This window comes from Streptomyces sp. NBC_01474, from assembly GCF_035918215.1.
Classification (GTDB): Bacteria; Actinomycetota; Actinomycetes; order Streptomycetales; family Streptomycetaceae; genus Streptomyces; species Streptomyces aureus.
Map to the genome: position 1 here is coordinate 3,117,361 of NZ_CP109449.1, position 16,818 is coordinate 3,134,178.

Genomic DNA, 16,818 nt, shown 5'->3' on the forward strand with positions numbered 1-16,818 from the left:
CACAGCACGCTTCACCCGAATCGAAGGAAGGAGCCACCTTTCAAACTTTCGGTTGACCGCGGGCCGGGATCTTCTGCCTACGCTGGTGACGGTATGGATCCACGTTCCCTGACCCCCGTTCTGCGCGTCCTGCGCCTGTGCCTGCATCTGCTGATGGCCGGGCTGCTCGTGCTGGTCGCCGGCCGGGCACTGGCCGGGGACTCCACGGGGGCGGGCGCCGTGGTGGCCGCCGCGGTCGTGATGGCCGTCGTGTACGGCGCGGGCCCGCTGGTCCCGGCCGTACGGGCCACGCGGGCCGGGGCCGCGCTCTGGCTCGGGGCGCTGTGCGCGGTGTGGCTGGTGCTCCTCGTCCTCTCCCCCGACGGCCTGTGGCTGGCGTTCCCGCTGTACTTCCTCCAGCTCCATCTGCTGCCCGCCCGCTGGGGCGTGCCCGCTGTGACGCTCACCGCGGGCGCGGCCATCGCCTCGTACGTACGTCATGGGCAGCCGCTCAACCCGGGGGCCTTCATAGGGCCGCTCCTCGGCGCGGCCGTGGCCGTGGCGACGGTCATCGGCTACCAGACGCTGTACCGCGAGAGCGAGCGCAGACGGCACCTGATCGAGGAGCTGATCGCGACGCGCGCCGAACTCGCCGCCGCGGAGCGCACGGCGGGCACCCTCGCCGAGCGGGAGCGACTGGCCCGCGAGATCCACGACACCCTCGCGCAGGGCCTGTCCTCGATCCAGCTCCTGCTGCGCGCGGCCCAGCGCGCGCTGCCGCCGCAGTCCCCGGCCGCCCCGCACATCGAACAGGCGCGCGCGGCCGCCCAGGACAACCTGGCGGAGGCCCGCCGTTTCGTACGGGCCCTGTCCCCGCCGGACCTGGAGAACGGGTCACTCGCCGGCGCCCTGGAGCGGCTGTGCGCGACGGCTCCCGGGCTCACCGTCCGCTTCACGGAGAGCGGCACGTCGGCCGCGCTGCCGACGCCGTACGAGGTCGCGCTGCTGCGGATCGCGCAGTCGGCGCTCGCCAACACCGTGCGGCACGCGGGTGCGCGCCGCGCCGAGATCACCCTCAGCTTCATGGACACGGCCGTGGCACTCGACATCGTGGACGACGGCCGCGGCTTCGACCCCGTGTCCGCCCCGGCCGGTGACGGCGGGTTCGGCCTGCCCGCGATGCGCTCACGCGCCGAGTCCCTGGGGGGCACGTTCACGGTGGAGTCGGCGCCGGGTCAGGGCACGGCGGTCGCGATCACGCTCCCTCTTCCGGTGGCGGGAGGGGTGGCGTGACCATCCGGCTCCTGCTCGCCGACGACCACCCCGTCGTACGCGCCGGGCTCCGCGCGGTCCTCGACGCCGAACCCGACTTCGAGATCGCCGCGGAGGCCGCCACGGCGGAGCGGGCCGTGGAGCTCGCGGCGGCCGGTGGGGTCGACGTCGTCCTCATGGACCTCCAGTTCGGCGCCGGGATGCACGGCTCGGAGGCGACCGCGGCGATCGCGGCGAGGCCCGGTGCGCCGCGCGTCCTCGTCCTGACCACGTACGACACGGACGCGGACATCCTGGCCGCGGTGGAGGCGGGCGCGTCCGGCTATCTGCTGAAGGACGCGCCGCCGGAGGAGCTCGCGGCGGCGGTCCGCACGGCGGCCTCCGGCCAGTCCGCGCTCGCGCCCGCGATCGCGCACCGCCTGATGGACCGCATGCGGGCCCCGGCCGAGGCGCTCAGCCGCCGCGAGCTGGAGGTCCTCCAGCTCGTCAGGGACGGCCTGTCGAACCAGCGGATCAGCAAGGAACTGTTCCTCAGCCAGGCGACGGTGAAGTCCCATCTGGTGCACATCTACGCCAAGTTGGGCGTCGATTCACGTACGGCGGCGGTCGCTGCGGCCACCGCACGCGGCCTGATGCGCCGCTGACCCGCCGTCCGGCCTGCCGGCCCCCCACCGCCGCGAAATCACCTGCGGTCACCCGCCGCAGTCCGTGCCGCGCCGGCAGTGGCACGGGCGACGTCAGCACCGGCCGGCCCGGCGCGCACCCCACGACCGCCCCGAAGATCCGCCCCGCGCCCAGCGGCCGTCACAGCACGCGGGCTCATGCGGCGCTGCCCCGTTCACTCTGCCGGTCCCGCCGCCGCGAAGTCATGTGCGCTCGCCCGGCGCAGCGCGCGCAGCTCGTGCCGGGCCAGCGGCGGCGCGGGCACGGTCAGGACCGGGCAGCCGGCGTGTGCGACGACGTAGCGGTGGATCCGTCCGCGCCACATGCGGCGTGGATGGACGCCGATGACGAGCAGGTCGTCCGGGCCCGCCACCGCGTCGCGCAGGGCCCGGCCCGGCCTGGCCCTGACCACACGGCGTACCAGGTCCACGTCCCGCGGCGGCCCGCCGAGGGCCTCGGCGAAGGCGCGGTCGAGACGGGCGCGGGCCTCGCCGTGCCAGTACTTGGCCCACTGCCGGTCGGGGCGGCGCGCGTACATGCCCTCGCCCTCGGGCGGCTCCCAGGCGTGGACGGCGACGAGGACCCGGCCCGAGCGGCGCGCCTGCTCGGCGGCCGCGCGCAGCGCCGCGAGCCCGCCGAGCGAGTCGCTCACCCCGACGACGACCTGCCCGGCCACTGACTCGGAGCGCCGGGCCGCAACCCCGGTCACGACTTCCTCCCCTTGCGCCGCTTCCCGTTCACGAGCGCGCGCACCCAGGCGCCCGCCGGGCGCACGGTGCGCGCTTCCGCGCGGCGCTGCATCTCCCGTTCGAAACGGTCCGTGACACAGCCCGCCCCGTACCTGTCCATGGCATGCCTCCTCAGCCGCTCCCCAGGCCAAAACCCCTGACCTCTGTCGAGTCTGTACGCTGATTGGCCTGGACAGGCAGGGCCAATAACGGAGAGTTGGCATGGCAGGCAATCGAGTGGTCCACGCCTTGAGCACCCCGGGCACGGACAGCATGAACAGATCCCTGGGCAGCCGCCGCCTGGCCGGCCTCCTGGCGGTGACCGCCGGGGAGAGGCCCGGCTACCGCGCCCTCGCCCAGGGCGTGCGCACCCTGCTGCTCGACGGTCGCATCCCGCTGCACACCCGGCTGCCCGCCGAGCGCGAGCTGGCCACGGCACTCGGTGTCAGCCGCGCCACGGTCACCGCCGCCTACGACCTGCTGCGCGAGGGCGGCTACGCGCACAGCAGGCGCGGCGCGGGTACCTGGACCGAGTTGCCCGAGGGGCAGCGGCCCGCCAGCGTGGCCGTCTTCCCCGCGGGCGACGACGTGATCGACCTCGCCGTCGCGGCGCCCGGCGCACCGGAGGCGGAACTCGCCGACGCGCTCGCCGCCGCGAGCACGCTGCTGCCCCGGCACGCGTCGACGCCCGGCTACCACCCGTACGGGCTTCCCGAGCTGCGGGCCGCGGTCGCCGAGAGGTTCACGCGGCGCGGACTGCCGACGCTCCCCGAGCAGATCCTCATCACCTCGGGCGCCCAGCAGGCGGTGTCGCTCACCCTGGGGCTCCTCGCGCGGGCGGGCGACCGCGTCCTGGTCGAGAACCCGTCGTACCCGAACGCCCTGGACGCGCTGAACAGAGGCGGGATGCGGGCCACGCCGGTGCCGGTCACGGACGGCGGCTGGGACACGGACCTGTTCGAGTCGGCACTGCGGCAGACCGCGCCGCGGCTCGCCTATCTGATCCCGGACTTCCACAACCCGACCGGGCGGCTGATGCCGCGCGAGCAGCGGGTGCGGCTCCTCGAGGCGGCGCGGGCGACCGGGACCTGGCTGGTCGTGGACGAGACGGTCGCCGACATCGCGCTCGACGTGCCGGCGCCCGCGCCGTTCGCCTCGCTCGCCTCGCACGGCGCGGGCGAACAGGTCGTCACCGTCGGCTCGTTGAGCAAGTCGCACTGGGGTGGGCTGCGCATCGGCTGGGTGCGGGCCGGGTCACGCCTCATCACTGAACTGGCCACGGCACGCGTGCCGTTCGACATGTCGGGTTCCGTGCTCGACCAGCTCGTCGCGCTGCGGCTGCTCGACCGGATGGACGAGGTCCTGAGCGAGCGCCTGCCGCGGATGCGGGCCCAGCGGGACGCGCTCGCCGAGGACCTGGCACGTGAACTGCCTGAGTGGCGTTGGCAGTTGCCGCCCGGCGGCCTGTCGCTCTGGATCGACCTGGGCCGCCCGATCGCCTCCGCTCTCGCCCGGGCCGCGCTGCGGCACGGCGTGCGCATCGAGGGTGGCTCCCGCTTCGGCGCGGACCCGGGCACGCACGAGCATCGGCTGCGCTTCCCGTACACCCAGCCGCCCGAGGTCGCCAGGGAGGCGGTGCGCCGCCTGGCGCAGACGCTCGCGGACGGCCTCGGCACGACGGGTGACGAGCCGGGCCGCCCCCACTGGGTGGCGTGACGCCGGGCTGAGGGGGCCGTCAACTCGCCCACGAGGTCAGTGCAGTGGCGGCCCGCCGAACAGCTCCACCGCGTTCCGCACGTCCCCGAGGCCCTTCGCCAGGGCGCTGACCGAGCCGATCGCGCCCGCGATGAGCAGCAGGGAGCGGCGCAGGCGCGGGATCTCGGGGAGACCCCCGGCGGCCATCGCGTCCAGGGCGGCCAGTTCGTCCTCGGCGACCGCCCGGTCGGGGAACTCGACCGGATGAGCGGCCAGTTCACGGCGCAGCCTGGACACCGCGGTGCGTAACTCCGTCACCCGCGGATCCTCTTCGCTGACCGCCACCAGCTTCTGCCCCACGCTCCGCAACACAGTTCTCCCCCCCCTCGCACACCTTTGTGCGACCGCGGACGTGCGCGTTCCGCACGCCGTACGCCTTCCGCGGCCCCGGCAGGGCGTTGGCCGGACTCGCCGCATCGGGGTCGCCGGCCAGTAAACGCCACTTTCTGCCGCGCCCGCCACCGTGCCGACCGAATTCCGGCCTCACGAGTGTCCCAGCGGTCGGCGCGCGGGGTGCCCGGTGAGGTATCCAGGCTTCATGACACACGCAACGGATGACGCTCCGGTGACGGGACTGCTGCTCGCGGCGGGCGGCGGGCGCAGGCTCGGCGGGCGGCCGAAGGCGCTCCTGACGCACCGCGGGCGCCCCCTGGTGGAGCACGCGGTGGCGGCGCTGCGCGCGGGCGGCTGCGAGCGCGTCCACGTCGTGCTCGGCGCTGCCGCCGACGACGTACGGGCGCGGGCGGACCTCACGGGGTGCGTGCTCGTGGAGAACCCGGCGTGGGAGGAGGGCATGGGGTCGTCGCTGCGGGCGGGCCTCGGCTCGCTCGCCGGGACGGGGGCGTCGGCCGCGCTCGTACTCCTTGTGGACCAACCGGGCATCGGGGTGCCGGCTGTGGCTCGGGTCCGGGCCGCGTACCGGTCGGCGGGGACGCTCGCGGCGGCCGCGTACGACGGGGAACGCGGGCATCCGGTCCTGTTCGGGGCTGAGCACTGGCCGGGGATCGTGGCGAGCGCGGCCGGGGACCGCGGGGCGCGCGCCTACCTGAAGGAGCACGCGTCGGAGCTCACGCTCGTGGAGTGCGGCGATGTGGCCGATGACTACGACATCGACACAGAGGCCGACCTCAAGCACCTTGAATGAGTGGTGAGTGAGGGACATGAACGGGGCGTGAGGAGGCTGGCACCGAGCGCCACGTTATGTCGTCCCGAAGAATCTCGACATCAACAAACCATTGAACTTCCACAATGAGGAAACTAGTATCCACTGTTCAGAAGGGCCGGTCCCCCCGCGCGGGGTCCGTAGTCGTATCCCGGCGCCCACGGCACTCGGTGCCGCCCGCGCCCGTTCGCTGAAGGAAGTGACAGCTCATGTCCGCACCAGCGCCGTCCCCGCTGGCCATCGTCGACGCAGAGCCCCTGCCCAGGCAGGAAGAGGTGCTCACGGACGCGGCCCTCGCCTTCGTGGCCGAGCTGCACCGGCTGTTCACGCCCCGGCGTGACGAGCTCCTCACCCGCCGCGCGGAGCGTCGCGCCGAGATCGCCCGCACCTCCACGCTCGACTTCCTCCCGGAGACCGCTCATATCCGCGAGGACACCACCTGGCGCGTCGCGCCCGCGCCGGCCGCGCTGAACGACCGCCGCGTCGAGATCACCGGTCCCACCGACCGCAAGATGACCATCAACGCCCTCAACTCGGGCGCCAAGGTCTGGCTCGCGGACTTCGAGGACGCCTCGGCCCCCACCTGGGAGAACGTCGTCCTGGGCCAGGTCAACCTGGTCGACGCCTACACGCGCAGCATCGACTTCACCGACGAGCGCACCGGCAAGTCGTACGCCCTCAAGGGCAACGACGAGCTCGCGACCGTCGTGATGCGCCCGCGCGGCTGGCACCTGGACGAGCGCCACCTCAAGGACGAGGCCGGCCGCCCCGTCCCCGGCGCGCTCGTCGACTTCGGCCTGTACTTCTTCCACAACGCCAAGCGTCTGATCGAGCTCGGCAAGGGCCCGTACTTCTACCTCCCGAAGACGGAGTCGCACCTGGAGGCCCGCCTCTGGAACGAGATCTTCGTCTTCGCGCAGGACTACGTCGGGATCCCGCAGGGCACCGTCCGCGCGACCGTCCTGATCGAGACGATCACGGCCGCGTACGAGATGGACGAGATCCTCTACGAGCTCCGCGACCACGCCGCCGGCCTGAACGCGGGCCGCTGGGACTACCTGTTCTCCATCGTCAAGAACTTCCGTGACGGCGGCGCCAAGTTCGTCCTGCCGGACCGCAACCTGGTCACGATGACGGCCCCGTTCATGCGCGCCTACACCGAACTCCTCGTCCGCACCTGCCACAAGCGGGGCGCGCACGCGATCGGCGGCATGGCGGCGTTCATCCCGTCGCGGCGCGACGCCGAGGTCAACAAGGTCGCGTTCGAGAAGGTCAAGAACGACAAGGACCGCGAGGCCGGCGACGGCTTCGACGGCTCGTGGGTCGCCCACCCCGACCTGGTCCCGATCGCGATGGCGTCCTTCGACGCGGTCCTCGGCGACAAGCCGAACCAGAAGGAGCGCCTGCGCGAGGACGTGTCCGTCGCGCCCGGCGACCTGATCGCGATCGACTCCCTCGACGCCAGGCCCACCTACGACGGCCTGGTCAACGCCGTCCAGGTCGGCATCCGCTACATCGAGGCGTGGCTGCGCGGCCTCGGCGCCGTCGCCATCTTCAACCTGATGGAGGACGCGGCCACCGCCGAGATCTCCCGCTCGCAGATCTGGCAGTGGATCAACGCCGGTGTCGTCTTCGAGGGCGGCGAGCACTCCGGCACGACCGTCACGGCCGACCTGGCCCGTGTGGTCGCGGCCCAGGAACTCGCGAACATCAAGGCCGAGGTCGGCGAGGAGGCCTTCGCGGCCGGCAAGTGGCAGCAGGCCCACGACCTCCTCCTCCAGGTCTCCCTGGACGCGGACTACGCGGACTTCCTGACGCTGCCCGCGTACGAGCAGCTCGCCGGCTGAGTCCTGCCCCGCACCACCCGAGCCCTCGGCACCGCACAGCGCCGGGGGCTCGGTCGTGTCCGGGGCCGGCTCCGCTGTCGGTGGTCAGCCGAGGTGGACGGACCAGTCCTGTTCGGCGGCCGGTTTGCCGTGCAGATCGGGGACGCGCTTGAGCCAGTCGGGGCGCCCCTTCTCCGTGTCGGCGGCGCGGCGCGCGTCGGCGGCCGCGAGTTGGTCGCGCGACGGGAAGTCCGTCGGCAGCCAGGCGGCGGAGGTACGGGCGCGGGCCGACAGGTAGGAGACGTATGCCTCGCGGACCTCGTCGGGCGAGGTGAAGCCCGGCTCGTCGGTCAGCCACGCGTCGGGGACGAGAGCGGTGATCTCGCGGAGCATCTCCTCGGTGACGAGGGGGGCCAGCTCCGCGTCGGCCGCCGCCGTGTCGGGCCCGTAGGCGCCGAGGGCGTGATGGCGGAAGTCGTACGCCTTGTCGGGCGCGGACGCGTCCCAGCGGTGGTGGAAGATCAGGGCCGCGCCGTGGTCGATCAGCCACAGCTTCGGCTCCTGGATGCCGAAGGTGGGCCAGACCATCAGGTTCGAACTGTGGATCGTGCGATCCACGTTGACCGTGAGGGCGTCGAGCCACACGATCTTCCCGGCCTCGAGCGGGTCGACCGTGAAGGCGGCGGCAACCTCGGGCGTGAAGTCCTTCGCGCCCGGCAGGAAGTCCATCCCGAGGTTGAGCCCGTCGCTCGCGCGCAGCAGGTCCTGGACCTCCTGGTGCGGCTCGTGGGCGGCCACCTCGGGGTCGAAGTGCGTGAGGACCAGCTCGGGGAAGCGCAGGCCGAGGCGGCGCGCGAGCTCACCGACGACGACCTCCGCGACGAGTGCCTTGCGGCCCTGCGCGGAGCCGGTGAACTTCACGACGTAGGTCCCCAGGTCGTCGGCCTCGACGACCCCCGGCACGGAGCCGCCGGTCCGCAGGGGGGTCAGATACCGGACAGCCGTCACTTCTCGCAGCACACCGGCCAGCCTAACCGGCGGCGCCCGCGGCCGGGGGTGGCCGGGATCGCACCGTCCGGGCTCCGGGTCCGCGCAGCGCCCGGCGACTGCCGGTACCGTCGTCCCGGCAGCGGAGATCTCCTCGCGCCATCTCCCTTGCGCGGGACCGAGGACGGGAACGGGGACGCATGGTGAACGGTGGCCGGGTCGCGGTCGTGGGCGGGAGCATCGCGGGCTGCGCGGCAGCTCTCGCGGCCCATCGCGGGGGCGCGGACGAGATCGTCGTGTACGAGCGGGCCGCGGGCTCCCTCGCGGAACGCGGCGTGGGGCTCGCGGTGCACGACGCACGGTACGCCGAGCTGGAGTCGGCCGGGTACATGGACGCGGGCATGCCGTGGGTGGGCCTGGTGCGCCGCCGCTGGTACGTGCGCGCCGGGGACGGCGGGGCCGCGAGGGACACAGGGCTCGGCCGCGAGATCGCCGCCATGCCGTTCCCGTTCCGTACGTACAACTGGGGGCCGCTCTGGCGCGAGCTGCGCCGGGCGGTGCCGGCGGGCGTCGAGTTCCGTACGGGTGCGGCGGTGGCGCGGGTCGAGGCGACGGCGGGCGGGGCCCGCGTGCACTGCGCGGCCGGCGGCGCCGAGGAGTTCGGCCTCGTCATCGGCGCGGACGGCTACCGCTCGGCGGTCAGGGCCTGCGCGTTCCCCGACGTACAGCCACGGTACGCGGGGTATCTGGCGTGGCGGGGCGCGTTCCCCGCGCAGCGCCTCGCCGAGCCCGGGCTGTGGGCCGAGGAGGACTGCGCGTACGTCGTGTTCCCCGGCGGGCACCTCATCGTCTACCGGATCCCGGACGGCGGCCCGGACGGCGGTCACCGCGTGAACTGGGTCCTCTACACGGCTCCCCCGCCGGGCGTCGACGCGGCGCTGCGTGTCGACCTGCCGACGAGCCTGCCGCCCGGCACCCTCACCGACGCGCTGCGCTCCCATCTCGCTCACGTGGCCGAGGAGTTGCTGCCGCCGTACTGGGGCGACCTGGTCCGCCTCACCGCCCCGGACGAGCTCGCGCTCCAGCCCATGTACGACTTCACTGCCCCGCGGTACGCGACGGGCCGGTTCGCGCTGGCCGGGGACGCGGCGACGGTCGCGCGGCCGCACACCGGGGCGGGCGCGGTGAAGGCCCTCCAGGACGGTGCCGCCCTCGAATCCGCGTTCCGTTCGGCGTCGGACTTCGACGAGGCGCTCGCCGCGTACGACGACTCCCGCACCGCGGCCGGCGGTGCGCTGGTCGGGCTCGGGCGGAGCCTGGGCCGGGCGCTCGTGCAGGAGACCCCGGACTGGCGGGAGTTGGACCAGGCCGGGCTCGAGTCATGGTGGGCACAGGCGGACGGAACCGGGGTGTTCGGCGGGAAACGGCTGGATTCCGGCACCGGCCCGCGTCCCCGCTGAGCACTCGTTTTGTTGTGTGCGTACGTTGATCCATAAGATCCGGCGATGATCATAAGAAAACGGCTGGCGGCGGGAACCTGTGTCCTGTTCGCCGCCCTGACCATGGGGCTGACGCCCGTCGGCGCCTCCGCGGCGGACAACCCTGACGGGCAGCCCACGGCCGCCCCGAAGGTCGAGCTCGTGCTCGACGTGAGCGGTTCCATGCGGGCGCGCGACATCGACGGCGGAAGTCGTATGGCCGCCGCGAAGCAGGCGTTCAACGAGGTGCTCGACGCGACGCCGAAGGAGGTCGAGCTCGGCATCCGCACCCTGGGCGCCAACTACCGCGGCGAGGACCGGAAGGTGGGCTGCAAGGACACCGCGCAGCTCTACCCGGTCGGGCCGCTCGACCGCACCGAGGCGAAGACCGCCGTCGCCACCCTCTCGCCCACCGGCTGGACGCCGATCGGCCCCGCGCTCCTGAAGGCGGCCGACGACCTGAACGGCGGCGACGGATCGCGCCGCATCGTCCTCATCAGCGACGGCGAGGACACCTGCCAGCCGCTCGACCCGTGCGAGGTCGCGCGCGACATCGCCGCCAAGGGCATCAACCTCACCATCGACACGCTCGGCCTGGTCCCGGACGCCAAGACGCGTGACCAGCTCAGCTGCATCGCCGAGGCCACCGGCGGCACCTACACCTCCGTGCGGCACACCGACGAACTCACCGACCGTGTCGGCCAGTTGGTGGACCGGGCGGCCGACCCCGTGGTCAACCCCGTGGCCGTCGAGGGCACCGAGGAGTGCACCGGCGCGCCGGAGATCAAGCCCGGTCTGTACACGGACCGCGAGACGTTCGGGCAGCACCGCTTCTACCGCGTGGCCGTCGCTCCCGGACAGGAGCTGCGCGCCTCGGTGAGCGTCGCCGCGGACCGCGCCGTCAACAAGGACTACGGCGTGCTGCTGCGCGCGGTCACCGAGCACGGACGGGAAATAGTCCGCGGCTCAGAGGCGGGCGACGGGCGTACGGACGTGATCTCGACCGGCCTGCGCTACCCGAAGCCCGAGCAGGACGGCGACGAGGCGGCGGCCGAGACCGTCTGCCTCCAGGTGTCGAACTCCTACTCGGCGCCCGCGTCGGTCAAGACGACGCCGGGCCTCCCGGTCGAGCTGACCGTCGACGTCGTGGACGCGCCGGGCGCGGCGTCCGACGTGGCCGCGTTCGGCCTCGGCCGCGGCTGGTGGCTGCTCGGCGCCCTGGTGCTCACCGGCTTCGCCGCGGGTGTGCTGTGGGGCTGGATCTCGCGCTGGCGGGTCGCGGTCTGGAGGACCAACTGATGCGTACGACCAAACTGTTGGCGACGGCGGGACTCCTCGGCGCGAGTGCGCTGACCGCACTGCTCGGGGCCGGTACGGCGTTCGCCGGCTCCTCCGGTGACGACAAGGCCCCCACCGAGGCGGGCACGTCGTTCCGTACCGCGCAGGAGGTGGGGCAGGGCCGGCGGGCCACCGCGGGTGCCTCCACGGGCGACTACCTGTACTGGTCGTTCCCGGCGGACGCCGGGCAGCGGCCCACCGTCAAGGCGACGGTGAAGCTGCCGGACTCGGCCGCGCGGCCCTCGGGCGCGACGTGGCGGATCGACGTGTACGACGGACTGAGGCGCCGTCAGTCCTGCATGTACGGCACGCAGTCGAGGGCGGCGGCGCCGGACGCGACGTCGGTCGACCTGTCCTGCACGCTGCGTACGGTGCGGGCCTGGTCGGAGCAGTGGGCGAACGACCCGCTGCCCGGCACGTACTACGTCCGGCTCACGGCGGCCACGCTGACGCCCTCGGACCAGGGGCTGCCCGTCTCGGCCGAGGTCGAGGTGACCTCCAAGGAGGTCGGCGGCTCCTCGGCGGTGGACGGCTCGCTGGCGGCCCCGCTCGTGCCGGGCTCGACGACGAAGGAGGCCGCTGCCGCCTCCGACGACTCCTCCGACGAGGAGAACGGCTCGCAGGCCGGCCAGACGCTCGCGACGGGCGAGCCCGAGGACGGCTGGTCCTCCGGCTGGTGGTCGGACCGCTGGGTCTGGACGGCGGCGGGCGGCATCCTGGCGGCGCTCGCCGGTATCGGCGGCTACGCCCTGACGCGCGGCACGGGCCGCCCGTCCCGGGTACCGCCGGGCATGTGACATCCCCGCCCATGGCGCCCGCGCACGTCACGTGCCGGGCGCCATGGGTGAGTTGGCCACTGCGTCACGCCACCCGCAGCGCCTTTGCCAGGGCGCCGTCCCCGGACACGGCCACCTGGCCGGCGCGAGCCGCCTCCTCCAGCGTCAGCTCGCCCCGCACCACCGCGACGCAGGTCTGCGTGCCGAGGACGAGCCGCGCGTCGGGCTCACCGGCCACGGGCCCCTCGCCGTAGACGGGCCCGTCCGCGCCCGAGCCCCCGACCCGCACATGGAACTCCCCCTCGTCGAGGCGTACTTCCACCACGCCCTCGCCCCCCAGCCGCTCCAGATGGCTCAGGAGAGGCAGGGCGAACCAGTGCGCGCGCACCGCGTCCGTGGGCCCGCGCTCGTCCAGGGCAGGTGCGCCCCACTCCCCCAGCGCCTGCAGCACGGGCAGCAACTGCCGTCCACGCGAGGTCAGTTCATAGACGTAAGCCGAGACCGGCGCGGGCAGCCTGCGGCGCTCCGCGACACCCTCGCGCTCCATGTCCTTCAGGCGCGAGGCGAGTACGTCCGTGCTGACGCCGGGCAGGTCGGCGTGCAGATCGGTGTAGCGGCGTGGCCCGGCGAGGAGCTCACGGACGATCAGGAGCGTCCAGCGGTCCCCGACGGCGTCGAGGGCGCGGGCGGCGGCGCAGTACTGGTCGTAGCTTCGGCGTGGCATGGCTCGCAGTCTATGCAACTTGTTGGACTTTCCAAGCGGTCACTTGGTAAAACCAAGTCACACACGTCACAGGCAGTCCGGGAGGGCACCACATGGAGTTCCGGCAGTCGAGCAAGCTCAGCGAGGTCTGCTACGAGATCCGCGGCCCGGTGATCGAGCACGCCAACGCCCTTGAGGAGGCGGGCCACAGCGTCCTGCGCCTCAACACCGGCAACCCCGCGCTCTTCGGCTTCGAGGCGCCCGAGGAGATCGTCCAGGACATGATCCGGATGCTCCCCCAGGCCCATGGCTACACGGACTCGCGGGGCGTCCTGTCCGCCCGCCGCGCCGTCGCCCAGCGCTACCAGGCGCTCGGCCTCGAGGTCGGCGTCGACGACGTGTTCCTCGGCAACGGCGTGTCCGAGCTGGTCTCCATGGCCGTACAGGCGCTCCTGGAGGACGGCGACGAAGTCCTCATCCCCGCCCCGGACTTCCCGCTGTGGACGGCGGTCACCACGCTCTCCGGCGGCAAGGCCGTGCACTACGTCTGCGACGAGTCGGCCGACTGGTACCCCGACCTCGACGACATGGCCGCGAAGATCACCGACCGCACCAAGGCCGTCGTCATCATCAACCCCAACAACCCCACGGGCGCCGTCTACCCGAAGGAGATCATCGAGGGCATCCTCGACCTCGCCCGACGGCACGGCCTGATGGTCCTCGCAGACGAGATCTACGACCAGATCCTGTACGACGACGCGGTCCACCACAGCGCCGCCGCCCTCGCCCCCGACCTGGTCGTCCTCACCTTCTGCGGGCTATCCAAGACGTACCGCGTCGCAGGTTTCCGCTCCGGCTGGCTGGTCGTCACGGGACCGCGGCAGCACGCCCGCAACTACCTTGAGGGCCTGACGATGCTCGCCTCCATGAGGCTGTGCGCCAACGCCCCCGCCCAGTACGCCATCCAGGCCGCGCTCGGCGGCCGCCAGTCCATCCGCGAACTGACCGCGCCCGGCGGCCGCCTCCTCGAACAGCGCGACAAGGCATGGGAGAAGCTCAACGAGATCCCGGGCGTCTCCTGCGTGAAACCCAAGGGCGCCCTGTACGCGTTCCCGCGCATCGACCCCAAGGTCCACCCCATCGTCGACGACGAGAAGTTCGTCCTCGACCTGTTGCTGCGCGAGAAGATCCAGGTCGTCCAGGGCACCGGCTTCAACTGGCCGCGCCCGGACCACTTCCGCATCCTCACCCTCCCGTACGCTGACGATCTAGACGCCGCGATCAGCCGGATCGGCCGCTTCCTGAGTGGGTACCGCCAGTGACGTTCTGCACCACCTGCGCCCTGCCGAGCCTGACGCAGTTCGCCTCGCCCGAACTCGTCGAGGCGATCGTGGAGGGCGGCCACGACCGCGCCGACGACCCCGCCTGGGAGACCTCGGGCGCGGCCACGGTGGAGGACTACGCGCTGTGGTGCGGCCATCTGTGCGGCCTGACCTGCCTGCGCATGGCGCTCGGCCCCGACGCGCCCAGCCTGTTCGACCTGCGTGACGGAGCGCTCAAGTACGGCGCGTACACCGTGGATGCGCAGGGCGACATCCACGGTTTGATCTACGCCCCGTTCGCCGAGTACGCCCGCGAGGAACTCGGCCTGGACGCGATCGTCCACCGCACACTGACGGTCGACGAGATCGCCGGGCTGCTCGATCAGGGCCGTACGGTCATGGCGTCGGTCCACTACGGGATCCGGCGCCCGGAGCGCCCCGCGCCCGGCCGGGGCGGACACCTGGTCCTGCTCACGGCCCGTGACGGTGACCGCTTCCACTTCCACAACCCGTCGGGCATCAACCCCGAAACCCGTTGCGCGGAACTGCCGTCAGAGATGTTCGAGACGTTCTTCGCGGGGCGGGGAGTCTCGTTGGGGCCCGGACATGGAGCGGGTCCGAGGGCGTAGCCGGCCCCCGGACCCCATGAATGCCACTCACATCACACGCCGACACGCTTGAGGACCCGGGTCAGTGTCAATGCCCTGCGTCCTGCCTTTGGACTACCGCCCATCGAGCTGGGCGGGCCGGATTCGAACCGGCAATTCGGGGCCTGGGGCCCGGGTCCGATCGATTCGGCGATGAGCGGCGAATACTGAGTCTGGAGCAAGAGTCTGAGATTGATGGCGGCCCGCGTGTGCTGTGCGGACCGCACCGTCACGACAAGCTTCAGCTTCAGCTTTGCGCTCCTCGCGCACCCCGGCCGCCGGCTCAGCGGCGCCCGGGGAGTATTGAACGGTGCCCCTGGATCAGCCGAACAGATAGCTGAACACGGGGTCACCCGCCCGCTGGTCGGCGACCTCCGCCGCGTTCGCCTCCTCGCGGGCGAACTTGACGGCCTGCTGCAGCCTTTCGATCCGGTCGAGCAGCTCGTTCACCCTGCGCGCGGGCAGCGCGCCGGAGAACTTCACGGTCGTCCAGTACCCGACGGGCACGTCCTCGTAGTACACCTCGACCTGCGCCGGGTGCTTCTCGGTCGCCTCTGCCTTCACGTGGTTGCGCGGCACCTTCTTGGTGCGCAGCGTGCGCACCGGCTCCGTCCTCCAGTCGTCGGTCGACGGGTCCTGCGTCCACGACTCGGAGGCGTCGAGCACGGGCAGTTTGCGTACGAAGGTGTTGAGGTCGACGAGCTGCTTCTCCAGGAAGAGCAGATACGCGACCGGCACCTGGCTCAGGACGACCCGTCCGTCGACGGTGACATCGGCGCGCGCCTCGCAGTTCGCCCAGTCCTTGGTGGCGGTCACATCGAACAGCCGGGTGAGCGTCTTCGCGGTGTCCCGCAGCACGTGCTCGGCCCTCACCTGAACCCGCGTCGACTCGGGCGGCAGCTGCTCGCCCTCCTCGTCCTTGGGCTGGTAGGTACGCGAGATCCCGGCCAGGAGCGCCGGCTTCTGAAGCCCGTGATGGGCCGCCGTCAGGTCCTGGTGTGCCTTGGACTTGACGCCTTTCTCGACTGCGATGATCTGATTGAGTTTCGTTGCCACGCGAGAACGGTAGTCAGGCACCGCACTCCGAATCGAATGGTTTTTCCCCGGACCACGAGGAGCAACTCACCATGGATGCGGCGCTGATAGCCGTGCTCGGCACCCTGCTCGGTTCCGTCGTCACCCACTTCTTCCAGGCGCGGTCCACGGAGCGGGTCGCCGGGCTCGCCCGTGCCGAGCAGCTGCGTCAGGAGCGGATCTCCAGTTACAGCGCGTTCGCCGGGGCCTTGTTCGACTACCGGCGCAGTCAGAACGACCGGTGGTTCCGGGCGCAGGAGGTGCCGGGTTCCTCGCAGGCAGAGGAGGCCCGCTTCGCGTCGTACGAGGCGCGGATCAGCGCGCGGCAGGCCCTGGCGCGGCTCCAGTTGGTGTGCGACCAGGCGGAAACCCGACAACTGGCGGAGTCTGCCTTCGAGTTGGCGAACTGTCTGCACGAGTCGGTGGACGAGGAGGACCGGGACCGGCGGTCGCGGCGGTGCAAGGACGCCCTGACGAGGTTCATCGAGTCGGCGGCCCCGAGCGTGCGCTGACCATGTGTCCGACACCGCGATGAGCGATCACCGGCCTGGGTGGGCAACACCTCTGCATGACAGACAGGCCGCTGCTCCTCCTCGACGTCGACGGGCCCCTCAACCCGTACGCCGCCCGCCTCCCCCGCCTGCGCGGATACGCCGCGCACCGCTTCCACCCGGCGAACTGGCTCGCGCGCCAGACCCCCGGCTCCCGCCGCCACCGCCGCGGATTGCGGGTCGTGCTCAATCCCTCCCACGGCCGGCGTCTGGTCGGCCTGCCCTTCGAACTGGCCTGGGCGACCACCTGGATGCACGAGGCGAACGAGATGGTCGGCCCGGCGATCGGACTGCCCGCCGCGCTGCCCGTGATCGAGTGGCCCGAGCTGTTCGCCCGGGATCCCGACGGCCTCTACTGGAAGACGCGCCCCCTGCTCGACTGGGCGGCCGGGCGGCCCTTCGCCTGGGTCGACGACATGATCACGGACCTGGACTCCCGCCATGTGACCGCGCACCACGACGCCCCGGCCCTGCTCCTACGGATCCACCCGCGCCACGGGCTGCGCGAGAGGGACTTCACGACGCTGACGCGATGGGCCGAGGCGTTGTGAAGCGAC

Annotated in this window: 18 protein-coding genes; 12 read left to right on the top strand and 6 right to left on the bottom strand. The window is 72.4% G+C overall.

What is annotated here, in order from left to right:
* The first annotated feature begins 93 nt into the window (after positions 1-93).
* Together OG758_RS14580 and OG758_RS14585 are read left to right on the top strand one after the other, a co-directional pair.
* Positions 94-1,272 carry a sensor histidine kinase gene (locus OG758_RS14580; protein WP_326710396.1) on the top strand — a complete coding sequence of 393 codons (1,179 nt, stop codon included), beginning with the start codon at positions 94-96 and terminating at the stop codon, positions 1,270-1,272.
* Positions 1,269-1,895, top strand: coding sequence for a response regulator (locus tag OG758_RS14585; RefSeq protein ID WP_227298113.1), 627 nt, complete (start codon positions 1,269-1,271; stop codon positions 1,893-1,895). Before OG758_RS14580 ends, OG758_RS14585 begins: the two co-directional genes overlap by 4 nt.
* A 194-nt stretch (positions 1,896-2,089) precedes the next feature.
* Here the strand turns inward: OG758_RS14585 and OG758_RS14590 are convergent, their stop codons facing one another.
* A complete protein-coding gene (locus tag OG758_RS14590) occupies positions 2,090-2,623 on the bottom strand; it encodes a universal stress protein (protein ID WP_326710397.1) in 534 nt (177 codons plus the stop codon).
* Positions 2,620-2,763, bottom strand: coding sequence for a hypothetical protein (locus OG758_RS14595; protein ID WP_326710398.1), 144 nt, complete (start codon positions 2,761-2,763; stop codon positions 2,620-2,622). Before OG758_RS14595 ends, OG758_RS14590 begins: the two co-directional genes overlap by 4 nt.
* Before the next feature lie 101 nt (positions 2,764-2,864).
* Between OG758_RS14595 and yczR the strand changes: the two genes are divergently transcribed.
* Positions 2,865-4,358, top strand: coding sequence for a MocR-like transcription factor YczR (gene yczR / locus OG758_RS14600; RefSeq protein WP_326710399.1), 1,494 nt, complete (start codon positions 2,865-2,867; stop codon positions 4,356-4,358).
* Between the two features lie 36 nt (positions 4,359-4,394).
* Here the strand turns inward: yczR and OG758_RS14605 are convergent, their stop codons facing one another.
* Positions 4,395-4,709 carry a DUF5955 family protein gene (locus OG758_RS14605; RefSeq protein ID WP_326710400.1) on the bottom strand — a complete coding sequence of 105 codons (315 nt, stop codon included), beginning with the start codon at positions 4,707-4,709 and terminating at the stop codon, positions 4,395-4,397.
* 226 nt (positions 4,710-4,935) lie between these two features.
* Here OG758_RS14605 and OG758_RS14610 point away from each other — a divergent pair, with 226 nt between their 5' ends.
* Both OG758_RS14610 and aceB read left to right on the top strand, forming a co-directional pair.
* Positions 4,936-5,541, top strand: coding sequence for a nucleotidyltransferase family protein (locus tag OG758_RS14610; protein WP_326710401.1), 606 nt, complete (start codon positions 4,936-4,938; stop codon positions 5,539-5,541).
* A 227-nt stretch (positions 5,542-5,768) separates the two neighbouring features.
* Entirely contained in the window at positions 5,769-7,406 is a 1,638-nt protein-coding gene (gene aceB, locus OG758_RS14615) for a malate synthase A (RefSeq protein ID WP_326710402.1), read from the top strand.
* Between the two features lie 84 nt (positions 7,407-7,490).
* Here the strand turns inward: aceB and OG758_RS14620 are convergent, their stop codons facing one another.
* Positions 7,491-8,405: a HipA family kinase gene (locus OG758_RS14620; protein ID WP_326710403.1), complete on the bottom strand. Its 915-nt coding sequence runs from the start codon at positions 8,403-8,405 to the stop codon at positions 7,491-7,493.
* 167 nt (positions 8,406-8,572) lie between these two features.
* Here OG758_RS14620 and OG758_RS14625 point away from each other — a divergent pair, with 167 nt between their 5' ends.
* Genes OG758_RS14625 through OG758_RS14635 form a run of 3 tightly spaced genes read left to right on the top strand, consistent with a single transcriptional unit; the run spans position 8,573 to position 11,985 of the window.
* Entirely contained in the window at positions 8,573-9,832 is a 1,260-nt protein-coding gene (locus OG758_RS14625; RefSeq protein ID WP_442810319.1) for an FAD-dependent monooxygenase, read from the top strand.
* A gap of 45 nt (positions 9,833-9,877) precedes the next feature.
* Positions 9,878-11,149, top strand: coding sequence for a VWA domain-containing protein (locus OG758_RS14630; protein ID WP_326710404.1), 1,272 nt, complete (start codon positions 9,878-9,880; stop codon positions 11,147-11,149).
* Positions 11,149-11,985, top strand: coding sequence for a hypothetical protein (locus OG758_RS14635; protein WP_326710405.1), 837 nt, complete (start codon positions 11,149-11,151; stop codon positions 11,983-11,985). Before OG758_RS14630 ends, OG758_RS14635 begins: the two co-directional genes overlap by 1 nt.
* Before the next feature lie 64 nt (positions 11,986-12,049).
* Here the strand turns inward: OG758_RS14635 and OG758_RS14640 are convergent, their stop codons facing one another.
* A complete protein-coding gene (locus OG758_RS14640; protein WP_326710406.1) occupies positions 12,050-12,688 on the bottom strand; it encodes a winged helix-turn-helix transcriptional regulator in 639 nt (212 codons plus the stop codon).
* A gap of 92 nt (positions 12,689-12,780) precedes the next feature.
* On the opposite strand from OG758_RS14640, the gene OG758_RS14645 reads away from it, so the two are divergent.
* Together OG758_RS14645 and OG758_RS14650 are read left to right on the top strand one after the other, a co-directional pair.
* Positions 12,781-13,989 carry a pyridoxal phosphate-dependent aminotransferase gene (locus OG758_RS14645; protein ID WP_266743651.1) on the top strand — a complete coding sequence of 403 codons (1,209 nt, stop codon included), beginning with the start codon at positions 12,781-12,783 and terminating at the stop codon, positions 13,987-13,989.
* Positions 13,986-14,618, top strand: a complete 633-nt coding sequence (locus tag OG758_RS14650) for a peptidase (protein WP_326710407.1) — start codon at positions 13,986-13,988, stop codon at positions 14,616-14,618. Before OG758_RS14645 ends, OG758_RS14650 begins: the two co-directional genes overlap by 4 nt.
* Before the next feature lie 339 nt (positions 14,619-14,957).
* Here OG758_RS14650 and OG758_RS14655 read toward each other — a convergent pair whose 3' ends face one another.
* Positions 14,958-15,692: a DUF7873 family protein gene (locus OG758_RS14655; protein ID WP_326710408.1), complete on the bottom strand. Its 735-nt coding sequence runs from the start codon at positions 15,690-15,692 to the stop codon at positions 14,958-14,960.
* Positions 15,693-15,763: 71 nt separating this feature from the next.
* Between OG758_RS14655 and OG758_RS14660 the strand changes: the two genes are divergently transcribed.
* Positions 15,764-16,222: a hypothetical protein gene (locus OG758_RS14660; RefSeq protein WP_326710409.1), complete on the top strand. Its 459-nt coding sequence runs from the start codon at positions 15,764-15,766 to the stop codon at positions 16,220-16,222.
* 56 nt (positions 16,223-16,278) lie between these two features.
* Positions 16,279-16,812, top strand: a complete 534-nt coding sequence (locus tag OG758_RS14665; RefSeq protein ID WP_326710410.1) for a hypothetical protein — start codon at positions 16,279-16,281, stop codon at positions 16,810-16,812.
* Positions 16,813-16,818 lie beyond the last annotated feature (6 nt).